The sequence below is a fragment of the Campylobacter rectus genome, assembly GCF_004803795.1.
GTDB classification, from domain to species: Bacteria; Campylobacterota; Campylobacteria; order Campylobacterales; family Campylobacteraceae; genus Campylobacter_A; species Campylobacter_A rectus.
The window spans coordinates 478,746-505,247 of the sequence record NZ_CP012543.1; the positions used below are offsets into that span (position 1 = coordinate 478,746).

Here is a 26,502-nt window from a genome sequence, read left to right on the forward strand (position 1 = left end):
AGATAAAATCGCCATTTAAATTTAAAACTTTAGGAGATTTTGTGGAGATAAACTACTACGAAATTTTAGAAATCAGCAAAAACAGCGACTCTGAAACCATAAAAAAAGCATTTAGAAAACTAGCCCTAAAATACCATCCCGATCGCAATCAAGGCGACAAAGAAGCCGAGGAAAAATTTAAGCTCGTAAATGAAGCCTATCAAGTGCTAAGCGACGAGGAAAAGCGCGCGATATACGATAGATACGGCAAAGCGGGGCTTGAAAGCAGAGGCGGATTTAGCTCCGGCGGATTTAGCGCCGATTTTGATTTGGGCGATATTTTTAACTCGTTTTTCGGCGGCGGCTTTGGCCCCGGCGCAAGCAGCCGCAAAAAAAGCACGGGCAAATATCCGCTCGATATAGAAATAGCTCTTAGGATCAAATTTAACGAAGCGGTGTTCGGCGCCGAAAAAGAGCTAGAATTTACGATAAAAAAACCGTGCCAAACCTGCAAAGGCAGCGGCTCGAAAGACGGCAAGACGCACGTTTGTCCGCACTGCGAGGGTAGGGGACGGATATCGCAGCAGCGAGGCTTTATGAGCTTCGTGCAGGAGTGTCCTTACTGTAACGGCACCGGCGAAACGATCAAAGATAGATGCTCCGGGTGCGGCGGTAGCGGTTATAAAGAAGAACGCCAAAGCGTGAAAGTAAATATCCCCGAGGGCATCGACGACGGTATGCGCATGCGCGTGAGCGAAAAGGGCAACGTCTCCTCAACCGGCGCCAGAGGCGATCTATACGTGCATATCGAGGTTGAGGCCGACGAGCATTTCGTGCGTCACGAAAACGACGTCTATATCGAGATTCCGGTATTTTTCACGCAGGCGGTTTTGGGCGAGACGATCACGATCCCGACGCTAAAAGGCACGACCGAGCTAAAACTTCCCGTCGGAGCAAAGGACAAGCAGCAGTTCGTATTTGACGGGCTTGGCGTAAAAAACGTAAATAGCAAAAGATACGGCAGGCTCGTAGCGCAAATCTCCGTAAAAACGCCAAAAGAGCTAACGGGCGAGCAAATCTCTCTGCTAAAGCAGCTACAAGAAAGCTTCGGTATCAAGGCCGGTAGGGCGAGCTACGACGAGGAAGAGGACGAGGGGATCTTAGACAAGATAAAAGGGTGGTTTAAGGGCGAGGAACCTGGCGACAAAGGCAAGAAAAAGGGCAAAAAGGCGTAAATTTCGTCAAATTTTTGCCTTTTGGCGAGCCCGATCTTTCGTCAAATTTGCCGAGCCGTTCGGGCTTAAATTCGCGCTCATTATAAAACGGCGCGTCAAATTCGGCATTGAAAATACAAGATGAATAAATTTATATTTCTTAGCCGTTTTTACGGCGGTTTCTTTGAGTTTGGCGGAGTGACTTTTTACAAATCAAAAGACGTGCGACGTAAGCGCGGCGCAAAAGAGCTGTGAGAACCTAGACTTCGTATGTATCGGCATCGGGCTTGATGGATGCGAGCTAGACGAAACGAAAAGCTTATGCGTCGTTTAAAAAGACGTGCGACGCGGGCTACATGCTCGCCTGTGTAAATTTGGGCGTCGCCTACCGTAAAAGCAGGGCGCAAAAGCCGACGCGCCAAAGGCTGCCTCTCTATAAAAGGCCTGCGATAGCGGCTATCCGCTAGGTTGTGCAAACCTAGGTCACTTTACGAGCGGGGGCTTGGCGTCAAAAACGCGCAAAAGGCGGGCGAAAATCCGGCACAAGGCCTGCGAGGCGAAAGAAGGGCATATCCGGCTTTAACCTCGGCGATAACGCGATGCTAAGCAAAAAGACGTTGCCAGCGCAAAAAACTATCTGCAGGCCTGCGCCTACGGTCTGGTGACGGCAAAGCGACGAAAGCGATAGAAAAACCGCGAAGCGGTATGATAAATTCGGATCATAGAAGGTTTATCGTATGAAAAAGCTTGTTTTTATTTTGTTGATAAGCGCGGGACTGTTTGCTGTCGGCGGCAAGGAGGCGGCCGCGCTCAAGACCGCATACGACGGCGGGCACGCCGCAAGCTATTTTGTGCCGTCTTGGTTCTATGACGGCGGCATAAGCGCGACAATAGACGCTAAAAAATCTCTTGATATGATAACAAAATCCTGCGACATAGGTTACGGCGAGGGTTGTGCCGAGCCGGCAAGGGCGTATGCGCGGAGTCAAAACGCGCAACAAGACGTCAAAAAATAGCAAATTTTCACCGAAAGGGCCTGCCCAAACGGATACTTCAAAAGTTGCTTAGAGGCGGAAAAATTTTACAAAGAGGCAACGGACGAGAACTATAAAAAACCGATAAAAATCTTTGATATATCCTGCGAGCGCGGCATTTACGAGGCTTGCTGCGTCGTAGGCGCGATCTGTCAAAACTCGCTAAAAGACGATAAGGCCGCAAAGAAATATTATAAAAATGCCGCGAGCTAAAGGGCAAAATCGCCGATGAAGACGTAGAGCGCTACTCTAAATTTTAGTTCGGGTTAAATTTGCGAGCGGTCGTTTGAGCGCGGATGCTTTTTGGAGCGGTTTGGTTGCGCAAAATATCGCTGCGGGTAGGGCGGCCGCGACCGCATTTTTACCGCCCGTCGCTTAAATTTACCCACGCTTTACGTCAAATCTAGCGGGTTAAATTTTTGTTCCGAGTTTGTTGATTTTAGGCGGTTTGAGAAATGAAAAATTTAACTAAATCAAACCACCGTCGGCAGCGTAAATTTGACCGATTTTCAAGCGTTTTGGGCTAAATTTAGTGCTTAAATAACCGTGAGGAGAATTATAAATTCGTCCAAAAATCGCAAGTAAAACCCGCGATCTAAATTTGACGAAAAGAGCGCATCCGAAAAATGATCAAAAAATAACGTCAAATTTTCGCGAAAGCATCGTTTTTAAAATTTGCACTCGAAAATTTAAAACTCGAAAACGCGCCCGAGCAAGGTCAAAATTTAGTTCAAATTTGCTCGAAATTTCAGGGCAAATTTTGCAAAATCAACTTCAAATTTCACTCTCTTTTAGTTGCTCGATCTTGGCCGCCACGCTCCTATTCGTCACCTTTTCGATCTCTTCGCTCGTTGCAGTCATTATCGCTTCAAAGCTGCCGTAAAATTTGACGAGCTTTGCGATACTTCCCGCCGATACGCCGGCGTCTGCTAGCTTGCTGGCGCCCAGATCCTCTTTGCGCTTGGTTTTTTGATGAAAGGTAATGGCAAATCGGTGCGCCTCGTCGCGAAGTCGCTGGAAAAACTGAAGCCGTCTATCGCCGACGGGCAATGTAAATACGCCGCTGCTAGCGTAAATTTTATCCCTCGCGCCGCCTTTTGCGCGGTGGGCTTTGGCGTCTATTTTTTCTTTTGAAATGGCGAGTATATCGACGTTTGCGCCGCTACTGGCGATGATATCCGTAGCAAGATCCAGTAGCGCCTGACCGCCGTCGATGAGCCAGAGATCGGGCGGACTAAGCTTGTCAAACCGCAAAGCGCGCCCCTCTAGCATCTGGCGCATCTGATCGTAGTCGTTTGCGTGAGAGAGGTGCATGTGGCGGTAGTGCTCTTTGGCGAAGTTGCCGTGCTCAAAGCGCACCATCGCGCCGACTGCGGCCGTGCCGAACATATGCGAGTTGTCGAAAGTCTCGATGACGTGCGGCGCGCATGCGAGGCCGAAATACTCCTTTAACTCGTCCAAAAATGCGTCGTCGTGGGTTTTTAGGTATTTTTGGATAAAGACTTGCGCGTTTGCTAGCGCCATCTCGCAGATACGCTTTTTCTCGCCGATTTTAGGGACGGAGATGCTAAATTTACGGCCGTGACGAGCGGTCAATATCTCCTCTACGAGGCTTGCGTCCTCAAAGGCTTCTAGCGCGTAAATTTTGGCGCTCACGACGGGCGCGCCTGCCGGGAAGCTCTCTAAAACTATTTGTTTGTACGCGTCGTTTAGATCGCCTTGCGAGCTCATTTTGGCGTTCGTGATATTTTGATACACGCCGCTGATCTTGCCGCCGTGCACGCTAAAACGCACCGCGCAAAGCAAATTTTGCTCCGCTCCCACGGCAAAAACCTCAAAATCCTCGAGCTTAGCCAGATCGACCTCGATTTTGACGTCTAGATCCTTGATCGCGTTGATCTTATCGCGCACGAGGGCGGCTTGCTCGTAGTTTTCGTTTTGGGCGTATTTGTTCATCAAATTTACGAGCTTTGGCAGCATAGAAAGCGGATTGTTTAGCGCTGCAATCGCGCCCTCTACGACCTTGGCGTAGTCTGCGGGCGAAATTTTACTGATGAGCGGGGCTTCTGAGTAGCCGATCTGATAGGGTAGATATGCGCCCGTGGCTTTGAGCGCGCTTTTGCTTTGCACGAGCTTAAAGCTTAGCCTAAGCGCATCTAAAAGCTCGCGCGCGCCGCGAAAATACGGCCCGAAATACTTGACGTTTTTGCCTCGGACGATCTTGCGCGTAATCTCAAAGCGCGGGAAATCCTCGTCCAAATTTACGTAGATGTAAGGGTAGGTCTTATCGTCGCGCAGCAAGATGTTGTATTTGGGGCGTAGTTGCTTGATGAAGGAGTTTTCCAGTATCAGCGCGTCGGCTTCGCTGGGAGTTACGATATACTCGAGGTGTACGGCCTCGCTGATCATTTTGTGGATGCGCGGGCCCAGCTTGGGCGAGGGGGCGAGACTTGGCGTAAATGAAAAGTAGCTTTTGACGCGGTTTTTTAAAATTTTAGCCTTGCCGACGTAAAGAAGCTTGCCCGCTTTGTCGAAATACTGATAAACGCCGGGCTGTGCTGGCAGTGAACGGATCTCATCGATTAGCAAAATTTAGCTCCCGCTAGTAAATTTGAGCTTTTGCCGTTTGGGGTTAAATTTGACGAGGTTTGCGCCATATAGTTTTTATAAATTAAAAGCCCTGCGCTTGCGTGCTCTGCGCCTAAATTTCGCTCTATTTTATCTTGCTTCATCGCGCCCCGCTTGATTCTTTGGCTAAATTTTGCTTTATAGCAAGGCGAATTTTTTCAAATCCTTCGAAAATCCGCTCGCTTTTGGCTAAATTTACGAACTCCCCCTTAGCCGGCTCGGCATAGGTAAAAATTCGCTTCGTTTCGTAAGGGTCGGTTGGTTTTTTAAATTTTAAACGCTTTGTCACAAAAAATTTAACGTCCGTTACGCGAGCGAGCCTACCGTCAAAATTTACGCTAGAATAGATTTTTAATAAGCCTTTTAACATTTTTATACTACTATCTCTTTTTAATTCCTGAAGTCCGAGCGGATGAAACAGGGCGAAAAACAAGACGCCGTTTTTCTCGTAGCAAAAGGCGATGAGCCTGCGATGATTTAGACTTAAAAGCTTTAGAAATTCCCCGCATTCGCTACGGTTTTTTAACTCTTTATAAGAAGGATTATCAATAATATGTCGAATAATAGTCTTAGCGTCTTTCATAGGGCGATTCTAGCATTTTTTTTGTTAATTTTTATAGCGGGCTGCGGCCACAAGAGTGATCCGTTCTATGAAGCGCCGTCTGAGCCCTCAAGCAGCAAAACCGAAAAGATAAATAAACTATAAATCAAGGAGAGTAAATGAAAATCGTCGGACTTTTGAGTCTGTTTTTCGCTTTAGCCTTCGGTAGCGGCGACGCTGCGGAATCGCTAAATTTAACGACTACGTGGGTGGGTATAGCAAGCCTCATCATTTTCGTTGTGGGATATTTTTTCATCGCTACGGAGGAAAATTTTCACATCGACAAGGCTAAACCGGCCATATTTATCGGCACTTTTATGTTCCTACTCATCGGCTTTTATATGCTGGCAAACGGCCTAGATGTGCATTTGTTGCAAAATGAGGTAAATCACCTGATTTTAGAGATTTCGCAGATCGTATTTTTCCTCATGGTCGCGATGACCTATATCGAGGCGCTCATCGAGCGAGACGTGTTTAACGCGCTAAAATACAGCCTCGTCTCAAAGGGCTATACATACAAAAGACTCTTTTGGCTAACGGGCGTTTTAGCGTTTTTCATAAGTCCCGTCGCAGACAACCTAACGACCGCGCTCATCCTCTCCACCGTACTTTTGACGATAGATAAAAATAACGCAAATTTTATCGTGGCCGGCGCGATAAACATCGTCGTAGCCGCAAACGCGGGCGGCGCGTGGAGTCCGTTCGGCGACATAACGACGCTGATGGCGTGGGCTGCAGGCAAGGCCCCTTTTATCGACTTTTTTGCGCTCTTCCCCGCTTCTATCATCGGTTGGCTGGTTACGGCGTTTTTGCTAGTGCGCGTCGTACCTGCGGGCAGCCCGCACTTTGACCCGGCCGCAGAACCGAAAGTAAGCATCAAAAAAGGTGGCAAAGTCGTCATCGGCCTTGGCATCGTTACGATATTTTCGGCCGTTATGATGCACCAGCTTTTTCATCTGCCTGCGATGTGGGGTATGATGTTTGGCTTCTCGCTTCTTAGCATTTACACCTATATCTACAAAAAAACTAATAAAAACGAAGAGCCGATGCACGTCTTTCACTATATGTCAAAGATCGAAAACAACACGCTTTTGTTCTTTTTCGGTATCCTTGCCGCCGTCGGCGCGCTGCACTTCGTCGGATTTTTAAACTACGCCGTTTCGCTTTATGATAAATTCGGCGCTACGACCGTAAATATCGGCGTTGGCTTCCTGTCTGCGATCGTGGATAACGTTCCTGTTATGTCCGCCGTGCTAAAAGCAAATCCTATGATGGGCGCGGATGCGGGCGAAAATTTAAGCCAGTGGCTGTTGGTTACGCTAACTGCCGGTATCGGCGGGTCTATGATTAGCTTTGGCTCTGCTGCGGGAGTGGGCGTAATGGGCAAACTAAAGGGCATCTATACCTTCGGCGCGCATATGAAATACGCATGGACGGTAGTTGCCGGCTACATAGTATCGATCGCGGTTTGGTACGTGCAGTTCGAGATTTTTCACATTTACTTTTAAGGGACGACGATGAATAACACGATAATAGTTTTGGATTTTGGTTCGCAATACACTCAGCTCATCGCTAGACGCCTGCGCGAACAAGGCGTTTATACCGAGATTTTGCCTTTTAGCGCTAAGATCGAAGAGATCAAGGCCAAAAAACCAAAGGGCATAATCCTAAGCGGCGGGCCCGCTAGCGTTTATGCCTCGGACGCGTATTTTTGCGATGAGAAAATTTTTAAGCTAAAGGTGCCTATCTTGGGCGTTTGCTACGGTATGCAGCTGATCGCGCACGTTTTTGGGGCACAGGTCGCTCCCGCCTCTCACAAAGAGTACGGCAAGGCCGATCTAAGCGTGACGAAGACTCATCCGCTCTTTACCGATACGCCTGAAAAGCAAATCGTCTGGATGAGCCACTCCGACCTCGTAAAAAACCTACCTAACGGCTTTGAAGCGATCGCGACTAGCGAAAATTCGCCTTATTGCGTATTCGGCGATGAAAAGCGAAAATTTTACGCGCTGCAGTTTCATCCGGAGGTGCAGCACAGCGAGTTTGGTACTCAAATTTTAAAAAATTTCGCCAAATATATCTGCGGCTGCGAAAGCACGTGGAATATGGGCAGCTTTGCTAAAAACCAGATCGCTAAAATAAAAGAAACCGTGGGCAACAAAAAAGTACTTTGCGCCGTTAGCGGAGGCGTGGATAGCTCTGTCACCGCCGCGCTTTTAGCTGCTGCGATACCGCAAAATTTGATCCTGGTTTTCGTCGATAACGGACTGCTTAGAACGGGTGAGCGCGAGCAGGTCGAAGCGACTTTTAGAACTAAACTCGGCGTGGAGCTGGTTAGCATAGACGCGAGTAAAACTTTCCTAGAAAGGCTTGTCGGCGTGACTGAACCGGAGAAAAAACGCAAGATAATCGGCGAAACTTTTATCGAAATTTTTGAAAAAGAGGCCAAAAAGCACGATAACGTTAAATTTTTAGCTCAGGGTACGCTTTATACCGATATCATCGAAAGCTCGGTCGCGGGCTCTAGCAAGACGATCAAAAGCCACCACAACGTGGGCGGATTGCCTGATTGGATGAGCTTTGAGCTGATCGAGCCTTTAAGAGAAATTTTTAAAGACGAGGTGCGCCAGCTCGGCCTTGAGCTTGGTCTTTCGCGCGAGCTCGTGTTCCGTCATCCATTTCCAGGCCCGGGTCTTGCGATCCGCATAATGGGCGAGGTAAATACGCCGAGCCTCGAGCTACTGCGCAAAGCTGACGTGATCCTGCGCGACGAGCTAAAATCAAGCGGCTGGTACAACAAAACGTGGCAAGCGTTTTGCGTGCTGCTAAACGTGCACTCCGTGGGCGTTATGGGCGATAACCGCACCTACGAAAACGCCGTGTGCATACGCGTAGTGGACGCCAGCGACGGTATGACGGCTAGCTTCTCGCGCCTGCCGTACGATCTGCTAGAAAACGTCTCTCGCCGCATCATAAACGAAGTGGACGGCATCAACCGCGTAGTTTATGACATCTCGAGCAAACCGCCTGCAACGATAGAGTGGGAGTGACTTTTATTTGTATGATTTGCACTTGTAAATCATAATATATAAGTAATTTATGTATTTAAGATGCATAAATACATAAGAAAATCAAAAACGAAACTTAGCCAAATAATGAAATATGTTTTGATGGGGATTTTGCAAAAAAGAAAAAAATTCAATGAAGAGTTTATTTTTCACTAGAATTAATGCATTAAGCTAGATAGAGGATTATGGTTATGGTAAAGAGCGAGAAACAAATAGAAAGTGAATTTATCAAAAAATTGATTGATTTAAAATATGTTTATCGTGAAGATATTAGAGATAAATTTTCCTTAGAAGAAAATTTCAGAAAGCATTTTGAAAGATTGAACCGTGTGAAACTAAGTGATTCTGAATTTAAAAGATTACGTGAGAGTATAATAAATCCAGATGTTTTTGAGAATGCAAAAAGGCTCCGAGAAATAAATACTTTCAAAAGAGATGATGATACTCCTTTGCAATATACTCTTGTGAATCTTAAAAACTGGTGCAAAAACGAATTTGAAGTAGTCAACCAGTTGCGTATTAATACGGAAAATAGTAACCATCGCTATGATGTTATTTTGCTTATTAATGGTATCCCGGTAGTTCAGGTTGAGTTAAAGACCTTACAAATAACCCCTAAAAAAGCAATGGAACAAATAGTGAATTATAAAAATGATCTGGGAAATGGGTATACAAATTCTCTGCTTTGTTTTATTCAGCTTTTTATTGTTAGCAATGAAACCAATACCTATTATTTTGCCAATAATCGTAAAGAGCATTTTTCGTTTAATGCGGATGAGAGATTTTTGCCTATTTATGAATTTGCAGATCAAGAGAATAACAAAATAACAAACCTATATGAATTTACAAATTATTTTTTGCCCAAGTGTACTATTGGAGAACTTATTAGTAGGTATATGGTTCTGGTAGTAAGTGAGCAAAAATTATTAATTATGCGACCATATCAGATTTATGCTGTGAAAGCCATTGTGGATTGTATTGAGCAAAATCGAGGCAATGGATATATTTGGCATACTACCGGTAGTGGCAAAACTCTTACATCATTTAAGACATCAACACTTTTGAAAGATAATCCGGATATTGAAAAGTGCTTGTTTGTTGTGGATAGAAAAGATTTGGATAGACAGACTCGTATAGAATTTAATAAGTTTCAAGAAGGATGTGTGGAAGAAAATACAAATACTGAAAGTTTAGTTAAGCGTCTCACATCTGATGATTATAAGGATAAAGTGATAGTTACTACCATTCAAAAACTTGGACTTGCACTTGATGACGATAGTAAGCGTAATCAAGAAAAAAGAAAAAGAGGCGAATTAACTTTTAAAGAAAGACTACTAAAGCTTCAAGATAAGCGTATGGCGATTATTTTTGATGAATGCCATCGTTCACAATTTGGAGATAATCATGAAGCAATAAAGACTTTCTTCCCCAAAGCACAATTGTTTGGTTTTACCGGCACACCAATTTTTGAAGAAAATTCAAATTATAAACAAGTTGATGGGACAATTGGTTCTTATAAAACAACAAAAGATGTCTTTGAAAAAGAACTTCATTCTTACACCATCACAAATGCGATTGATGATGGCAATGTTTTACGTTTTCACATTGATTATTTTAAGCCTGATGATACTCATGTTGCAGCAAAAGCAGATACAAAGATAAGCAAAAGGAAAATTGTAGAAGCTATTTTGTCCAAGCATGATGCGGCAACATATAGTAGACGGTATAACGCTATTTTTGCAACAGCAAGTATCAATGAAGCAATAGAGTACTATGGTTTATTTAATGAGGTACAGAAAGAATACTTAGATTTAGATGAAGGTTTTATTCCATTAAATATTTCTTGCGTTTTTTCGCCTCCGGCTGAAGGCAATAAAGATGTGAAACAACTGCAAGAGGATCTTGTGCAAGAAAAAGAAGATAATAAACAAGAGCCGGACAAGAAAAAAGAAGCCTTAAGGAGAATTATTGACGACTATAATTCAAAATACAAAACAAATCATACTATCAACGACTTTGATTTGTATTATCAAGATGTACAAAAACGGATAAAAGATCAACAATATCCAAATGCGGATTATCCACATGAAAACAAAATAGATATTGTTATTGTTGTAGATATGCTTTTGACAGGCTTTGATTCTAAATATTTAAATACTTTATATGTAGATAAAAACTTGAAGCAACATGGATTGATCCAAGCCTTTTCAAGAACGAATCGTGTGCTGAATACTACAAAGCCTTATGGTAATATTATTGATTTTAGAGGTCATGAAGATGAAGTTGATGTAGCGATCAGACTGTTTTCAGGAAAAGAAAACAGTGAGAAAGTAAAAGAAATTTGGCTTGTGGATCCGGCTCCTACTATAATTAGAAAGTTGGAAAAAGCAGTAGATGAACTTGAGCAGTTTATGAATGCACAAGGACTTGAATGTAAGCCTGAAGCAGTAAGTAACCTTAAAGGTGATACGGCTCGTGCCATGTTTATTGATAAATTTAAACAAATACAGAAGCTCAAAACCCAACTTGATCAATATACAGATATAAAAGAGGAGCAAGTAGCTACTATTGAGGCTTTATTACCGGAAGATACAGTTCGAGCATTTAGAGGAGCATATTTGGATATTGCCGGAAGGTTAAAAGATGAACAGGAAAAAGACATTCATAATGTATCTCCGGAAGTAGAGCAATTGGATTTTGAATTTGTGTTATTTGCTTCAGCGGTTATTGATTATGATTATATTATGGCACTTATTTCAAGGTATACTCAATCTAATGTGCCAAAGAAAGAAAAAATGACGAAAAAAGAACTGATTGATTTGATCGCTTCTACTTCTAACCTCATGGATGAGCGGAGAGATATTGAAGAGTATATAGAAGAGCTTGACCGATTCATTAAATCTTCAGAAGAGAATAAAGGCTTAAGTGAAAAGGAAGTAATTGATGGATACCAGAAATTTAAATCTGAAAAATCTTCTAAGAAGCTGATTTCCATATCTGAAAAGTATGGGATTGAGCATGGTTCTTTAGAGGCTTTTGTTAATGGAATTATGGAAAGAATGATTTTTGATGGAGAAAAATTGATTGATTTACTGGAACCTCTGAATCTTAGTTGGAGAGAACGAACACAAAAAGAATTGGAGCTTATGGATGAATTGATTCCGTTATTAAAGAAAATGGCGAGTGGACGAGAGATTGTGGGGTTAAAAGCGTATGAGTAAAAATATTAAAGGCGCAATTCCTAAATGGAGATTTGAAAGTTTTGATAGCTATCCAAAGTGGAATATCAAAAAATTGGGTTGCCTCATGAAACCAATTAATGAGCGTGCTGGAGATAAAAAATATGTTCTTATGAGCGTAACATCTGGAGTGGGACTTATTCCACAGGTTGAAAAATTTGGGAGAGAAATAGCAGGAAATTCATATAAAAATTACTATGTAATTCGGAAAAATGATTTTGCATATAATAAAAGCTCAACTAAAGAATTTCCAGAAGGATATATATCAATGCTCAAAGAATATGAAGAAGCTGCTATTCCAAATAGTATTTTTACTTGTTTTAGAGTTATTGATGATGAATATGAACCTCTATTTTTTGAGCAACTTTTTAACACTAACTATCATGGAAAATGGTTAAGAAAATATATTGAAATTGGAGCCAGAGCTCATGGGGCATTAAGTATTGATACTAAGCATTTGTGGAATATGCCTGTTGCTGTGCCAAAGCTGCCAGAGCAACAAAAAATCGCGGACTGTTTATCTTCTATCGATGACCTTATTTCTGCCGAAGAAAAGAAATTATTATTGCTGAATGACTATAAAAAAGGCTGGATGCAAAAGTTGTTCCCAGCCGAAGGGAAGACAGTTCCTGAATGGAGATTTCCAGAATTTAAAGATAGTGAGGGATGGGAAAAGTTGAATATAAAGAAGGCTTGTTATCCCTCATATAGCGGAGGAACTCCAGTTACTTCTAAAAAAGAATATTATAATGGCGATATTCCATTTATTAGATCAGGTGAAATAGGTAAGGAAAAAACAGAGTTGTTTTTAACCTCAGAGGGATTGGATAATTCTTCTGCTAAAATGATTGAAAAAGGAGATGTTTTAATGGCTCTTTATGGAGCGAATAGTGGTGATGTTGCAATATCGCCAATTAAAGGAGCTATTAACCAAGCAATTCTGTGTTTGAGGCATAAAAATAATAATGCTTTTTTATATCATTATCTTGCATTTAAGAAAAATTGGATAGTCAGAACATATATACAAGGGGGGCAGGGAAATTTATCTGGAGAAATTGTAAAGTCAATTGAACTTTGTTCTCCACAAGAACCTGACGAACAAAATAGAATTGCAGCTTTCTTATCCGTTATAGATGAGTTGACAAGCAACCAAAAAGAAAAAATAGAAGCATTAAAACAACATAAAACAGCATTGATGCAAGGATTGTTTCCTTCTATTGAGGAGGTTTGTAAATGAGTATGAATATCCCCAAAAGCTTCACAAGAGAAGAATTTCAAAAACTAACAAACAAAACCTTAGGAAATAAACCTCAGGATAATAATCCATTTCAGCAATATAAAAAAATAATTACGGATAGTTATAAAAAAGATAGAGGTTCTGGAAATTATATTTTGAAAGAAGGATTATCTAATGAAGCACTTGCAAACATTGATTTTATTTTTAAAAGAATTGGATATAAAGAATTTAATTCAATTAGAGAAATTGCTGAATATTTTAAAAGATTATTGGAGGAGAAAAAATACATTGTTTTATTTGCTTATAACGGAACGGGTAAAACAAGACTTTCTGGTGAGTTTAAGTCTTTAGGGCAACATTTAAACGAAGAAACTGGAGAAAAAACAGCAGATACACTCTATTACAATGCTTTTACAGAAGATTTGTTTTATTGGGATAATGATTTAGACAATGATACGGAGCGTGTGTTAAAGTTCAATAAGAGTTCTCGCTTTTTCAATGGATTAAAAGATCTTGATATGGATAACAGGATTCGCCCGCTTTTTCAGCGATATGCTGACTTTGATTTTAGTATCAATTATGATGATGCATCTATAAATTTTTATAGAGAAGAATCTACGCAAAGAATAGACAATATTAAGGTGTCTCGGGGCGAAGAGAACATCTTTATTTGGTGCTTTTTCTTGGCTATTGTCCAATTGGTAATAGACAAAGCGGAGGCATATGAGTGGGTAAAATATATTTATGTAGATGATCCGATATCTTCTTTGGATGATAACAATGTAATTGCCGTAGCTAGTCATTTGGCGGCACTTATGAAAGGAGAAGGTGTAAAAGTTATCGTATCATCACATCACACATTGTTTTTTAATGTTTTGTGTAATGAAATTAGCAGAGCTGAGCAGTTATTTTTGCAAAAAAGCAAAGACAACGCTACGTATATTTTAAAAGATACTACCAAAACGCCGTTTTTTCATCATGTTGCATTATTGAAAGAATTAAAAAAAGCGTCCGATACCGATATATTATACACTTATCATTTCAATATATTGAGAAACATATTAGAAAAAACAGCATCATTTCATGGTTACGCTCATTTTTCTTCATGCATTAGAAAAGGTGATGCGGAAAATGAGCCAGTATATACAAGGATAGTCAACCTTTTGAGTCATGGAAATTATTCTTTATTTGATCCTAAAGAAATGGTAGAGGAAAATAAAGAATATTTTAGAAACATCCTTAATAACTTTTTGGAAGACTATAATTTTAATCAGAGAATATTTGGGGAAACTCAAAATCAGAAGGAAGAGTAATGAATGACATACAACAAAAACAATTAGGATCAGCCCTTTGGGGAATCGCCGATAAACTTAGAGGCACTATGAATGCAGACGATTTTCGTGACTATATGTTATCTTTTCTTTTCCTAAGATATCTTTCAGACAATTATGAAACTGCGGCAAATAAGGAGCTTGGCAAAGAGTATATGGATTGTGAGAAAGAAATTGAAAACATAAAAAACAGTGGAAACATAGATCAATTTATAGCTGAATTAAAATCAAAAGTGATAGATTACTTTAACATGTTGCCCATAAGCAAGTTGCCTGTAAAAGAGAACGAGACAAATAATGAGATTATCCAAAGAGCAAGACAAACTCTTGTCGATGAATATGTCAGCTTACTTGAAAGTCAGAAGCTAACTCCTTTGAGTTTATGGTATATCAATAATTTGGATCAAGTATCTTTTTTTGAAAAGCAGATGCGTAAAAAGGTTCATTTTGTAATTAAGCCGCAATACTTATGGAGCAATATTTACGAGCTATCACGGACACAAAACAATCAACTTTTGAAGACTTTGCAAGCCGGTTTTAAATTTATTGAAAATGAATCGTTTGATAGTACATTTTATGGACTATTTTCAGAGGTGAATCTTGATTCGGATAAATTGGGTAAAAATTATCAATTACGTAATGAAATGCTTTGCTCTATAATAACAGAAATTGCTGAGAAACTTGCGGAGTTTACTAATGAAATAGATTTACTAGGCAATGCCTATGAGTATTTGATAGGGCAATTCGCAGCTGGTTCCGGTAAAAAAGCCGGAGAATTTTATACCCCACAGCAGATTTCTAATATTCTTTCCAGAATTGTTATATTGGATAGCCATAAACCGGAGTTAGGAAAAAGGGATTTTATAAATAATCTTTTGGATTTCGCATGTGGTTCCGGTTCATTGCTTATCAATGTAAAAAAGCATCTTGAACCAAATAGTATTAGCCAAATATATGGACAAGAGAAGAATATAACGACATATAACCTTGCACGAATGAATATGTTATTACATGGGTTTAAGGATTCGGAGTTTCAAATTTTTCACGGAGATTCTTTGTTAAATGATTGGTCGTTGCTCAATGAAATGAATCCGGCTAAAAAGTTGGAGTGTGATGCTGTAGTAGCAAATCCACCTTTTAGTTATCGATGGGAACCGGATGATACATTAGCCGAAGATTTTCGCTTTAAAAGTTATGGACTTGCACCAAAGTCGGCAGCTGATTTTGCGTTTTTACTACATGGATTTCATTTTTTGAGCAAAAATGGAACTATGGCAATTATCTTGCCTCATGGCGTATTGTTCCGAGGGGGTGCAGAAGAGAAAATTAGAACTAAACTTCTGAAAGACGGAAATATTGATGCAGTGATCGGACTGCCGGCTAATTTATTCTTTTCAACAGGAATACCGGTTTGCATTCTTGTATTGAAAAAATGCAAGGAACCTGATGATGTATTATTTATCAATGCAAGTGAATATTACGAAAAAGGGAAAAGACAAAATGTTCTTTTACCTGAACATATAGACAAGATTGTTGAGACATATCAGTTCCGTAGGGAAGATGACAAGAGGTATTCACGTCGTGTATCCATGGGAGAAATTGAGAAAAATGGATATAACTTAAATATTTCTCGATATGTAAGCACAGCTCCTAAAGAAGAAATCATTGACATCGAAGAAGTAGCAAAGGAATTGAGGACAATAGAGTATGACATCAAAAAGGCAAAAGATGCTCATAATATATTCTTGAAAGAGCTTGGTCTTGAACAACTACCATAAGATTTTAAGAAATATATAAATGCCCATTATAAAGTAAAGAGAATATAAAAAATTTGAAAGCACGAAATGTGTCAGAGGATGAAGAATATAAACATTAAGAAATGATATTTTATTTGATTTAATAGATGGAGTCTTAATATTGGTCGTTTAAAATAGAGTTAATAAAATTATATGGACAGGCAATAGACGCAGGCGTTTCTGTTTAAATTTTTAGGCTCAATTAATATTTATAGAATAACCCCCATCAACAAATCGTCTGAAAATTTTTGCTACAATGACGCGTAAATTTACGAAAGGGAAAAATGACTGAAATTTACAATCTAAGCGCCGACACGAAAGTGATCGCAAAAAGCGTTGTTAGCAAGAGAATTTTTGATTGCGAGAACGCTCACGTCGATGTGTTCGCCTTTGATGCGGGCGAGGAGCTAGATCACGAGATGCTATTTTGCGACAGCCTCGCGTGGGTCGTGGAGGGCGGCGCGAGCTTGCACTACGGCGAAAAGCAGATGCGCTTAGGCGGCGAACAGGCCTGCCTGATAGAGAAAAAAGTGTGGCGAAAATTAGTTTTCAACAAACCGACGAAATACGTCTCAATCGATTTTAAGGAGGACTTAATGATAGATCATTTACCTAAGGCGGCTATTTTTAGCCTAGCGGGCGCAGTCGAATACGAAGAAGGCAAAATCGTGAGCAAAACGCTCGTAAAAAACGAAAGCGGCTCGATGTCGCTGCTATCGTTTTCAAAAGACCAACAACTCTCCACTCACGCAGCTCCGGGCGACGCGCTACTTATCGCGCTTGAGGGCGAGATGAAGCTAACTATCGGCGACGAGCATTTTGATATCAAAAAGGGCGATACTATCGTGCTTCCGGGCAAAATCCCGCACGCGCTAAAAATCGCCGATAAATTTAAAATGCTGCTTATCGTAACAAAGGACAAGATGTAGGGTTTGGGTGCTAGCCCCGACCGATTGGGAAATATATGGCAAGATTTATAATAGATGATGAAAATATAAGCATAGATAATCTAGCGACGCTAAAAAAGCTGGGCGAAAAAGATAAAATTTATATCGTAACCAACAATAGGCAAAAGCTAAGTATCTCGGTTTTAGCATGGTTTTTTGCGCGAAAAATCAAAATAAAAATTATACTTTTAGAAAGTGCGCACAAGGACTACGCCGATAAAATAATTACATTTTTAATGGGCAAACTCTCGCATAAAAAAGGCAAAATTTATATCGTCAGCAACGATAAATTTTACGATGACGTGATAGAGTTTTTTAATAAACAAGATAAAAACGGCGGCAAATTTTATAAACTCAAATTTGACTTCAGCCGCTCGCAAACGGCGCAGCTAATTGAAGAAAATCAAGACCAAATCGCGATTTTGATAAGAAATTCCGGCAGTCTTAGCGAGCTTCATATGAAATTTATCTCGAAATTCGGCAGCAAAAACGGAGCCGGCGTGTATAACGCGCTCAAGGAGGATGCGAGGAAAATTTACAAAAACTCTCAAAGCGCGCTTCTTGAAAATCCGCAAAAACGTGATGTGAAGCAGATCGCCGCGCTAAAATCGGAAAAATTTCCGATAAATAACGAGAGCGGCTGGCGGGAATTTAACGAGCGAGAAAGATCGCAGCTGGGAATAAATTTGAGCGACGAGTCGGCTTTGCGAGCCCAAAATGATGCGACGAATAGGCAAAATTTAGAAAATTATTCGCAAAATGTTCAAATTTTACGGCCGGGCAATCCTGCTCCTTTAGAAAGCAAAAGGGGTTCTGCGGCAGATGCCGGGCAAATTTTAGTTAAGGCGCAAGCGGCCAATGCTACGGAGCGAAATTTAGGCGGCGGAAATGAAGCGCAAGAAGAGCAAGCAAGGAGCGCCGAGCACGATCTAAACGGTAAAAGCGTTTTTGAATCGGGGCGAGCGGGAGACGAAGCGCAAAATTTGAACGATGAAGGATGCGTTTTTCGGGCTGAGCGATTAGGCGGCGCGGATCAAAATTTAATCGACCAAAGCGATTTTGAAATAAAATCGGCGGGCGATGCGGAGCAAAAATTTGGCGTAGAGTCGGCCGCTAAGGAGCTAGCGGTTGATAATTTGCAGAAAAATCCGCAATCTAAACGTCAGCCGCAAACTCAAAAGGCAAAACAAACCGTTTCTCAAAACGAAACGAAGAATAAAACTAAAGCCGGGGCGAAAAACGGCTCTGAAAATACGGCAAAAACGCAGTCCGCGCTCAAAATCGACGAGAGCAAAAAGCAAGAGATCAGAAAAATAGCGTTTGATAGTAAAAATTTGGGCGATTTTCATAACGGCTTGGTTAAAAAATACGGTGCAGACGCCGCAAATAAGCTCTACAAGACGCTAAAGCAAAAAGCCAAAGAGTATCTGAATAAGCGCGCGGCAAAGGCTAAAGTTTAGATTATTTGCGTTGAGATTTTAAAATTTAACGACCGACGTATCGACATACGATATGTGGGTCGGTGCAGCCAAGATCAATGTTTTCGGGTTAAAATTTATCGTTTTTGCCTGCTTAAAATGCATAGAGATTGTTTTACCGGCTTAAATTCTCTAAAATTTAGAGACGATAAAATTTGACGCTAAAGCCGAGCGGGTTTTACGAAGCATTCAAAAATTGAGCAAAATTGGCAAATAAGCGATTTTTGGATCGCGAAAAATTAAGCATAAATAATCTGTCGAATTCGGTAAAATTTGGACGCAAAATTATAAATTTAAGGGCGAAAATGATCTATCTGGTCGGGTCGAATTTGAAATTTGAAGGCGTAAAAACGCTGGTTTTAAACGAGATCAAATTTAATAAATTTAGCGTAAATTTGGCTGAATTCGACGCGCTGGTTTTGACCTCTAAAAACTCCGTAAACGCGCTAAAATTTAATCAAATTTCGCCCGCTGGTTTGCAAATTTACTCTATCGGCGAAGGCACTAGCCGCGCGGCTAGGGAGTTTGGTTTCGCTCAAATTTACACTGCAAAAAACGCTCACGGAAACGACTTTGCCGCCGAGATCGCATCGCTTTTAAATGGCAAAAAAACGTTATTTTTAAGAGCGCGCGAGACGGCTTCTAGCGTAGGTGAAATTTTACGCGAGAGCGGCGTAAATTTGACGCAAATAATCGCTTATGAAAACGTTTTTAAACCGCTTGAAAAAGAGCAAAAACCGCCTAAAAATTCGGCGATTATTTTTACGGCTCCCTCAGCGGTGCGAAATTTTACTCGAAATTTTGGCTGGGATGAGAGCTATAAAGCCGTCGCTATCGGGCTTACGACGGCAAAAGAGCTGGGAAATTTCACCGCGCCCGCAGTGAGCTCGGAGCAAAATATAAATTCCTGCGTAAGCCTCGCAAAAACGCTACTTTAAGCTAAAATTTTATATAATAACCTTGCCTGAGTGATTTGGCAGCGTATTTTTACAGGGTCCAACACATTAGTATCGGCGAAGATGTGCGGAACTGTGCGACGTGGCTTCGTTTGAGCGTGCGAGCGCGAGAAGTTGCGACCTAAAGGGACCGCCTATTTGCAAGGTTGGCTTTGAATTTTCGGGCCGCTTATATGCGCACCGCTCACTTGGGTTTTTATTTTTGGAGAAATTATGAAAATTTTGATAATCGGAAGCGGCGGGCGCGAATACTCCATAGCTCTAAAACTTCAAGAATCCTACAAACACGAGCTTTTCTTCGCTCCAGGCAACGGAGCGACCTCAAAGCTCGGCACAAATTTAAGCATAAAAGACTATAAGAAACTCGCAGAATTTGCCGAGGTTGAGCAAATAGAACTAACGATCGTCGGCCCCGAAGCGCCGCTAAATGGCGGCGTCGTGGATATCTTTAAGGCGCGAAATTTAAATATTTTCGGGCCGAGCAAGGCTGCGGCCAGGCTTGAGGGCAGCAAAGCGTTTATGAAGGACTTTTTGGCTAGAAACGCTATCCGAACGGCTGCCTATCTAAATACCGATGATTACGATGCTGCGGCTAAATTTATCGACTCTCTTGTCGCTCCGGTCGTCGTTAAGGCCGACGGACTGTGCGCGGGCAAAGGCGTGATAATCGCGCAAAGCTGCGAGGAAGCAAAAGCTGCCGCTCGCGATATGCTAAGCGGCGAGAGCTTCGGCGAGGCCGGCAAACGCGTGGTCGTGGAGGAGTTTTTGGACGGATTTGAGCTTAGCTTTTTTGCGATTTGCGACGGCGAAAATTTCGTCAGCTTGCCCGTAGCGCAAGATCACAAGCGCCTAAAAGATAACGACGAGGGTCCAAATACCGGCGGTATGGGCGCCTACGCCCCTAGTCCGCTAGCAAGCCCCGAGCTAATAAAACAGGTCGAAGAAGAGGTCGTAAAACCGACGCTAAAAGGCATGAAAGCCGAGGGAAATCCTTTCTGCGGCGTGCTTTTCGTGGGGCTTATGGTGGTTAAGGGCGTGCCATATGTGCTTGAGTTTAACGTGCGTTTCGGCGATCCGGAGTGCGAAGTGCTAATGCCGCTGATCGACGGCGATCTGGGCGAAATTTTATTAAACGCGGCAAAAGGCGATCTAAAACCCGTGAAGCTAAAAGACGAATTTGCCGTCGGAGTCGTGATAGCTAGTAAAAATTATCCTTTTTCAAGCTCGTCCAGAGCCAAGATCGGCGTAAAAAACATACCCGAAAATTCGCACATAGCATACGCGGGCGTGAGCGAGCAGGGCGGCGAGATATACGCCGACGGCGGGCGAGTGCTCGTGTGCGTAGGGCTTGGTAAAAGCATAAAGCAGGCGCAGCAAAAGGCCTATGAACTTTGCGAAAACGTAGAATTTGACGGCGCGCAGTACCGAAAAGATATCGCCTGGCAAATGCTAAAAGGGCGCGAATGAGCAGAAGCGTCATCGATAAGCTCGAAAACGAAGATATCACGCTCGCTAGCGTCGGCAAAAGGGCCGTCGCGTGGGGGATAGATAAATTTCTGATCTCGTTTTTGTTTTATGTCGCTTACTACGAGAAATTTGACGGGTTGGACTACGAGCAGATCAGAGCGCTAGCTATGGAGATGATACCGCAGATCATCTTGCTCGAGGTCATTTATCAGACGTTTTTTACGTGGTATTGCGGCGCTAGCATCGGCAAGGTCGCGATGAAGATTATGTGCGTGGATGTCGATCTGCTCGATAAGCCAGATCTGCTAAATTCTTTCACCCGCTCCTTGGTGCGCATCATCAGCGAAAACGCCTTTTTCCTAGGCTTTGCGTGGGCGTTTTCAAATCCATTATTTCAAACGTGGCAAGACAAGGCCGCGAAAACGGTAGTTATAAATGTTTATTAGAATTTTTCTGACGCTTATTTTCGGGGCTTTTAGTTGCCTTGCGGTTCAAAATTTCGAGCTTTTAGCCGATGACGTAAAACGCGATAACGGCGTAGTTACGGCGGATAAAAACGTGCTTGTTTATTCGCAAGATTATTTAATAAGCGCAGATAGAGCCGTTTATGATCAGCGAAAAGAGATTTTGGAGCTTTTCGGCAATGTAAATTTGATGAAAAATAAGGACGAAATTTCGCGCTGCTCATACGCAAAAATCGATCTAAATAGCAAAGATAGCAACTACGAGACGCTATTTATGATGAATCGCGATATGGAAGTATGGATGCAAAGCGACGAGAGCAACAGCACGTCTAAATTTTATGCGGTAAACGGCGCGGTCGTATCAAGCTGCAACGTCCAAAACCCCGACTGGAAGATCAAATTTAGCAGCGGCAAGCTAAACCGCGAGAGTAAATTTTTACACCTTTATAACCCCGTATTTTACGTCGGAAACGTCCCTGTGTTTTATCTGCCGTATTTTGGATTTTCCACCGATACTCGCAGACGTACGGGACTTTTGCCGCCGGAGTTCGGCTACGGTAAAAACGACGGATTTTACTACAAACAGCCTATTTATATCGCCGAATACGACAGCTGGGACTTTCAGTTCGACCCTCAAATTCGCACCAAACGCGGTGCGGGCATCTACGGTACGCTTAGATTTGCCGATTCGCCTTATTCCAAGGGGTCGGTGACGCTTGGCGCGTTTAAGGATACCGAGAGCTACCGTCAAAAACAAACGAAGAAAAACTCGCTCAGACTTCCGCTAAAAAACAAAACGCATAAGGGTGCCGAGGTAAAATACGAGCGCGACAGGCTCGTTAAGCACCTGATAAGCGGCGATTTGCAAGAGGGTCTATGGCTCGATGCTACGGCGCTAAACGATATCGACTACATAAATTTGAAAAAACGTAGCACCGGTAGCGACGACAACCCTCTTGTGACGTCAAAGCTAAACTACTTCCTAAGCGGCGACAAGCACTACTTCGGCGCATACGCGAGATACTACGTAAATACCTCAAAAATCGGTAGTCCAAACGAAAACAAAGACACGCTTCAAGAGTATCCGAGCTTTCAGTATCATAAATTTACCGACAGCTTTATCTTGCCAAACGTGCTTTATTCGGTTGATCTTTATTCGCATAACTACACGAGAAAAATCGGCGTAAAAGCGACGCAGTATGAGTTTAATCTGCCCGTTTCCTTTCACCTGCCTTTGGCGGACGATTATCTTAAATTTTCTTATTATCACTATTTATACGCTACTCGCGTGGATTATTCAAAGAAAATTTACCGTCCGACGGGAGACGAGGATAGGAGCGCAAACTACATAGAAAACTATCATAAATTTTCGCTTCATACGGATCTGGCCAAGGCTTACGAGAGCTTTTATCATAGCCTAAATTTGGGCTTAGACTATGTGGTTAAAGCCTATAATAAAGGCGATCTGCCCGACAGATACGAGACTGCGGAGGATGACGGCAACGTATATATCTACGATACGCTCGGACGAAAATATCAAAGCTTTATCAACCCCCAGCACACCAGAGACGAGATTTCGGCTAGAGCGACGCAGTATTTCTTTAACGAAAACGGAAGTAAAATTTTGCGCCACACGATTTCGCAGGGTTATTACACCAAAGAAAACAAGCGCTCAAATTTGAAAAATATCATCGGCTGGTACCCGCTAGCGAATTTATCTTTTTACAACAGACTTGAGTATTCGCATGTAAATAAATACTTTGAAAAAGTCCAAAGCGGCGCTAGCTATACGCACGATAAATTCGGCGCTAGCCTTTGGCACACGTTGCAAAGAAAAAACGCGCAAGAAAAGCAAAACTACTTGCACCTAAACGGCTACGTCGAGCTTCCGCACAGCTACAAGCTATTTAGCGGCACTCAGTATGATCTCGAGCGCAACTACAACAAGCAGTGGCAGCTAGGCGTCTCTCACCGCAGAAAGTGCTGGAACTACACCTTTGTTTACGAAGAGGAGCTTGAGCCGACGACCACCACGAGCGGAACGGCCGCGAAAAAATCAAGAGGCGTTTATTTCTTTATAAATTTCTATCCGATGGGCGGCGTGCATTACGACTTTTCGGTAGGACAGACGACGCAGGGCAGCTGATGGGCGATTACCGGGACTTTATGTTTGAAAACCAGCTCGAAGCGGCCGAAAAACTGCTTGAAATTTTGCCAAAAAAAGAGCTGGTCGCGGGCGAATATCTGATGATATGCGGCTCCATAAACTCGGTCATTATGGTCGATAGTGTGGCTCGCGGGCTAAATTTGAGTTACGAGATTTTATTTTGCGAGCGTATTTTCGCGCCGAATAACCCCGAATGCGAAATCGCGATGGTTAGCGAAAAAGACGACGTGGTGCTAAACGACGAGCTGATTCGGAGCTTTGGCATTAGTTACGACTTCGTCTACGGCGAGGCTGACCGTAAATATGACGAAAAAATCCTAAAAAACGTCTATAAATTTAGAAAAGGCAATCTCATCGGCGATCTAAAGGATAGAAATATCCTGCTCATCGACGAGGGTTGCGAGACGGGGCTTACGGCGCTAACCTGCCTAAAAACGCTTATGCGTGAGCGGGTAAAATCGGTCACCTACGCCACGCCGCTCATCGCCGCAGACGTCGCCGCAGCTATGGCGCCGCTGGTGGATGAAATTTACGCCGTGCATAAGATCACAAATTTTATCGAGGTGGATTTTTACTACGAAAACAAAATCGAACCAAAACCCGAAACCGTGCTTTCCATTTTAGAGGAGAGTCCGTTTTATATACCATTACAAAAGCAAGGAGATAACAGGGTATGCAGTATTCAATAGAAGTCAATAATCAAGTCGAAATTTACGATATAAACAAGGTCGCCAAGCAAGCTAGCGGCGCGGCGCTTTTGCGCGTGAAAAACACCGTAGTTTTGGCTACCGTCGCTCGCGAAGATACGCAAGTTAGCGAAGATTTTTTGCCGCTAACGGTGCAATACATCGAAAAAACATATGCAGCGGGCAGGATACCGGGCGGCTACGTAAAAAGAGAGACTAAGCCCGGAGACTTCGAGACGCTAACCTCGCGTATCATCGATCGCTCGCTGCGCCCGCTCTTTCCAAAGGGCTACGCATATCCGACGCAAATCGTCGTGATGGTGCTATCTTGCGATCCGGAAGTCGATCTGCAAGTCGTCGCTCTAAATGCGGCTTCGGTCGCGCTTTATCTTAGCGACATTCCCGTAAATGCACCTGTTTGCGGCGTGCGCGTGGGCTACATAGATAATAAATTCGTAATAAATCCTAGCAACTCCGAGCTAAAAACCTCCGCGCTCGATCTCTATGTCGCGGGTGTGAAAGACGAGCTTTTGATGATCGAGATGAGGAGCATCGCGACGCAAAAAGACGAGATGATGCCTATCGCGCTAGATCCTATGATGGATCCGAATTTGGGCGGTGAAGTGATAGCGACGCAAGATATGAACGAATTTAGCGAAGATCTCATCGTAGAGGCGATCGCAGAAGCGGGCAAAGCGATACTTCGCGCCTCAAACGCCTACGAAGAGGCCTTTAGTCAGCACAAAAAAGAGGATGCGCAGCTCGAGCTAAAACCCGAGATCGAAAACGAGAGCATCGCCGTTTATCTAGACGAATTTTACAAAAACGAGGTCAAAGCCGCGATAAATCAAATGGCTAAAAGCGAACGTGCCGGCGAATTAAACAAGATCGCTAAACAAATTTTGACCGACGAAGTAGCACAAAAAGAGGGCTGGGAGGAGGAGGTCGTCTCTAACGTCCTGGCTAAATTTAAGAAAAAAATAGTCCGCGAGCAGATCATAAACGAGGGCGTGCGCGCCGACGGCAGAGGGCTTAAGGATGTCCGCCCGATCAGCATCGAGACGAATATTTTGCCAAATGCTCACGGCAGCTGCCTCTTTACTCGCGGTCAGACGCAAGCTCTCGTGGTGGCGACCTTAGGCACCGACGGCGACGCGCAGATGTATGATATGCTAACGGAAAAGGGCGCCGTGACGGATAAATTTATGTTTAACTACAACTTCCCGGGCTTTAGCGTCGGCGAGGCTAGCCCGCTAAAAGCTCCGGGCAGACGCGAGCTGGGTCACGGCAACCTCGCTAAACGCGCGCTTGCGCCTAGCATCGATTCGGATTCGCCTTATACGATCAGGCTCGTGTCTGAAATTTTAGAAAGTAACGGCTCAAGCTCGATGGCTAGCGTTTGCGGCGGCTCTTTGGCGCTGAGGGCTGCCGGCGTCGATACGCCAAAACTGGTCGCGGGCGTCGCGATGGGGCTAATCTTCGAGGGCGAAAAACACGCCGTGCTAACCGACATCATGGGGCTAGAGGATCACGACGGCGATATGGACTTTAAGGTCGCGGGCAGCAAAGACGGCATAACCGCGCTTCAGATGGATATAAAGCTGGGCGGCATCAGCCTTGACGTGCTAAAAGAGGCGCTTTTGCAGGCGTGCGAGGGCAGGCTGCATATATTAAATTTGATGGAAACGGCAAACAAAAACATCAGCGTAAATGAGGAAATTTTGCCTAAACTGGAGCTTTTTAGCGTTGATCCGGGCAAGATCGTAGATATCATCGGGCAAGCGGGCAAAACGATAAAAGAGATCATCGAAAAATTTGACGTCGCCATCGACCTTGACCGCGAAAAAGGCGAGGTAAAGATCGCCGGCGCGCAAAAATCAAGCGTAGACGCGGCAAAAGACTACATCATACAAATAGTCTCGAAAGACGGCGGTAAAGGCTTTGGCGGCAGAAGAGGCGGCAGAGACGGTAAAGAGGGCAGAGCTCATAAGACGCCTGAATTTAATATCGGAGACGAATTTGAGGGCGAGGTAAAAAGCGTAGTGGAATTTGGCGCCTTTATCGGACTTCCCGGCGGTGTAGACGGACTTTTGCATATCTCAAAGATCAAAACGCCCCTAAAAGCCGGCGACAGGGTGAAGGTAAAAATCAGCGAGCAAAAAGGGCACAAGATATCCCTTTCTCTAGCGCAATAAATATAAAGGATAACC

The 26,502-nt window shown here is 43.0% G+C and carries 19 protein-coding genes; 16 read left to right on the forward strand and 3 right to left on the reverse strand.

The features are described from left to right. Positions 1-41 precede the first annotated feature (41 nt). Together dnaJ and CRECT_RS02380 are read left to right on the forward strand one after the other, a co-directional pair. On the forward strand, positions 42-1,214 hold the full coding sequence (gene dnaJ / locus CRECT_RS02375) for a molecular chaperone DnaJ (protein ID WP_004320126.1): 1,173 nt from the start codon (positions 42-44) through the stop codon (positions 1,212-1,214). Positions 1,215-1,930: 716 nt separating this feature from the next. Further along, entirely contained in the window at positions 1,931-2,209 is a 279-nt protein-coding gene (locus CRECT_RS02380; RefSeq protein ID WP_039888286.1) for a hypothetical protein, read from the forward strand. A gap of 792 nt (positions 2,210-3,001) precedes the next feature. Here the strand turns inward: CRECT_RS02380 and uvrC are convergent. Genes uvrC through CRECT_RS02395 form a run of 3 tightly spaced genes read right to left on the reverse strand, consistent with a single transcriptional unit; the run spans position 3,002 to position 5,438 of the window. Beyond that, positions 3,002-4,816 carry an excinuclease ABC subunit UvrC gene (gene uvrC, locus CRECT_RS02385; protein WP_004320081.1) on the reverse strand — a complete coding sequence of 605 codons (1,815 nt, stop codon included), beginning with the start codon at positions 4,814-4,816 and terminating at the stop codon, positions 3,002-3,004. Beyond that, on the reverse strand, positions 4,810-4,959 hold the full coding sequence (locus CRECT_RS02390) for a hypothetical protein (protein WP_004320062.1): 150 nt from the start codon (positions 4,957-4,959) through the stop codon (positions 4,810-4,812). The genes uvrC and CRECT_RS02390 overlap by 7 nt, the downstream gene beginning before the upstream one ends. Next, on the reverse strand, positions 4,956-5,438 hold the full coding sequence (locus CRECT_RS02395; protein ID WP_004320103.1) for a hypothetical protein: 483 nt from the start codon (positions 5,436-5,438) through the stop codon (positions 4,956-4,958). The genes CRECT_RS02390 and CRECT_RS02395 overlap by 4 nt, the downstream gene beginning before the upstream one ends. A gap of 137 nt (positions 5,439-5,575) precedes the next feature. Here CRECT_RS02395 and nhaD point away from each other — a divergent pair, with 137 nt between their 5' ends. The 14 genes from nhaD (at position 5,576) to CRECT_RS02465 (ending at position 26,487) form a co-directional block, all read left to right on the forward strand. Continuing rightward, on the forward strand, positions 5,576-6,964 hold the full coding sequence (gene nhaD / locus CRECT_RS02400) for a sodium:proton antiporter NhaD (protein ID WP_004320046.1): 1,389 nt from the start codon (positions 5,576-5,578) through the stop codon (positions 6,962-6,964). Positions 6,965-6,973: 9 nt separating this feature from the next. After that, on the forward strand, positions 6,974-8,506 hold the full coding sequence (gene guaA / locus CRECT_RS02405; RefSeq protein ID WP_004320136.1) for a glutamine-hydrolyzing GMP synthase: 1,533 nt from the start codon (positions 6,974-6,976) through the stop codon (positions 8,504-8,506). Positions 8,507-8,715: 209 nt separating this feature from the next. Further along, on the forward strand, positions 8,716-11,745 hold the full coding sequence (locus CRECT_RS02410; protein WP_004320044.1) for a type I restriction endonuclease subunit R: 3,030 nt from the start codon (positions 8,716-8,718) through the stop codon (positions 11,743-11,745). Further along, positions 11,738-13,000, forward strand: coding sequence for a restriction endonuclease subunit S (locus CRECT_RS02415; protein ID WP_004320113.1), 1,263 nt, complete (start codon positions 11,738-11,740; stop codon positions 12,998-13,000). The genes CRECT_RS02410 and CRECT_RS02415 overlap by 8 nt, the downstream gene beginning before the upstream one ends. A 2-nt stretch (positions 13,001-13,002) precedes the next feature. Continuing rightward, positions 13,003-14,313: an AAA family ATPase gene (locus CRECT_RS02420; RefSeq protein ID WP_227932167.1), complete on the forward strand. Its 1,311-nt coding sequence runs from the start codon at positions 13,003-13,005 to the stop codon at positions 14,311-14,313. Then, on the forward strand, positions 14,313-16,109 hold the full coding sequence (locus CRECT_RS02425) for a type I restriction-modification system subunit M (RefSeq protein ID WP_004320120.1): 1,797 nt from the start codon (positions 14,313-14,315) through the stop codon (positions 16,107-16,109). The genes CRECT_RS02420 and CRECT_RS02425 overlap by 1 nt, the downstream gene beginning before the upstream one ends. Positions 16,110-16,411: 302 nt before the next feature. Next, on the forward strand, positions 16,412-17,056 hold the full coding sequence (locus CRECT_RS02430) for a cupin domain-containing protein (RefSeq protein ID WP_004320138.1): 645 nt from the start codon (positions 16,412-16,414) through the stop codon (positions 17,054-17,056). 35 nt (positions 17,057-17,091) lie between these two features. Continuing rightward, entirely contained in the window at positions 17,092-18,534 is a 1,443-nt protein-coding gene (locus CRECT_RS12465; RefSeq protein ID WP_004320083.1) for a PIN domain-containing protein, read from the forward strand. Positions 18,535-18,857: 323 nt separating this feature from the next. Beyond that, on the forward strand, positions 18,858-19,490 hold the full coding sequence (locus tag CRECT_RS02440) for a uroporphyrinogen-III synthase (protein ID WP_039888291.1): 633 nt from the start codon (positions 18,858-18,860) through the stop codon (positions 19,488-19,490). Between the two features lie 231 nt (positions 19,491-19,721). Continuing rightward, on the forward strand, positions 19,722-20,975 hold the full coding sequence (purD, locus tag CRECT_RS02445) for a phosphoribosylamine--glycine ligase (protein WP_004320100.1): 1,254 nt from the start codon (positions 19,722-19,724) through the stop codon (positions 20,973-20,975). Next, positions 20,972-21,421, forward strand: a complete 450-nt coding sequence (locus CRECT_RS02450) for an RDD family protein (RefSeq protein WP_004320124.1) — start codon at positions 20,972-20,974, stop codon at positions 21,419-21,421. The genes purD and CRECT_RS02450 overlap by 4 nt, the downstream gene beginning before the upstream one ends. Continuing rightward, complete coding sequence (locus tag CRECT_RS02455) at positions 21,411-23,585, forward strand: LPS-assembly protein LptD (protein ID WP_004320054.1); 2,175 nt, start codon at positions 21,411-21,413, stop codon at positions 23,583-23,585. Before CRECT_RS02450 ends, CRECT_RS02455 begins: the two co-directional genes overlap by 11 nt. Beyond that, positions 23,585-24,295 carry a phosphoribosyltransferase family protein gene (locus CRECT_RS02460; RefSeq protein ID WP_004320074.1) on the forward strand — a complete coding sequence of 237 codons (711 nt, stop codon included), beginning with the start codon at positions 23,585-23,587 and terminating at the stop codon, positions 24,293-24,295. Before CRECT_RS02455 ends, CRECT_RS02460 begins: the two co-directional genes overlap by 1 nt. Further along, a complete protein-coding gene (locus CRECT_RS02465; RefSeq protein ID WP_004320079.1) occupies positions 24,280-26,487 on the forward strand; it encodes a polyribonucleotide nucleotidyltransferase in 2,208 nt (735 codons plus the stop codon). Before CRECT_RS02460 ends, CRECT_RS02465 begins: the two co-directional genes overlap by 16 nt. The last annotated feature ends 15 nt before the right edge of the window (positions 26,488-26,502 follow it).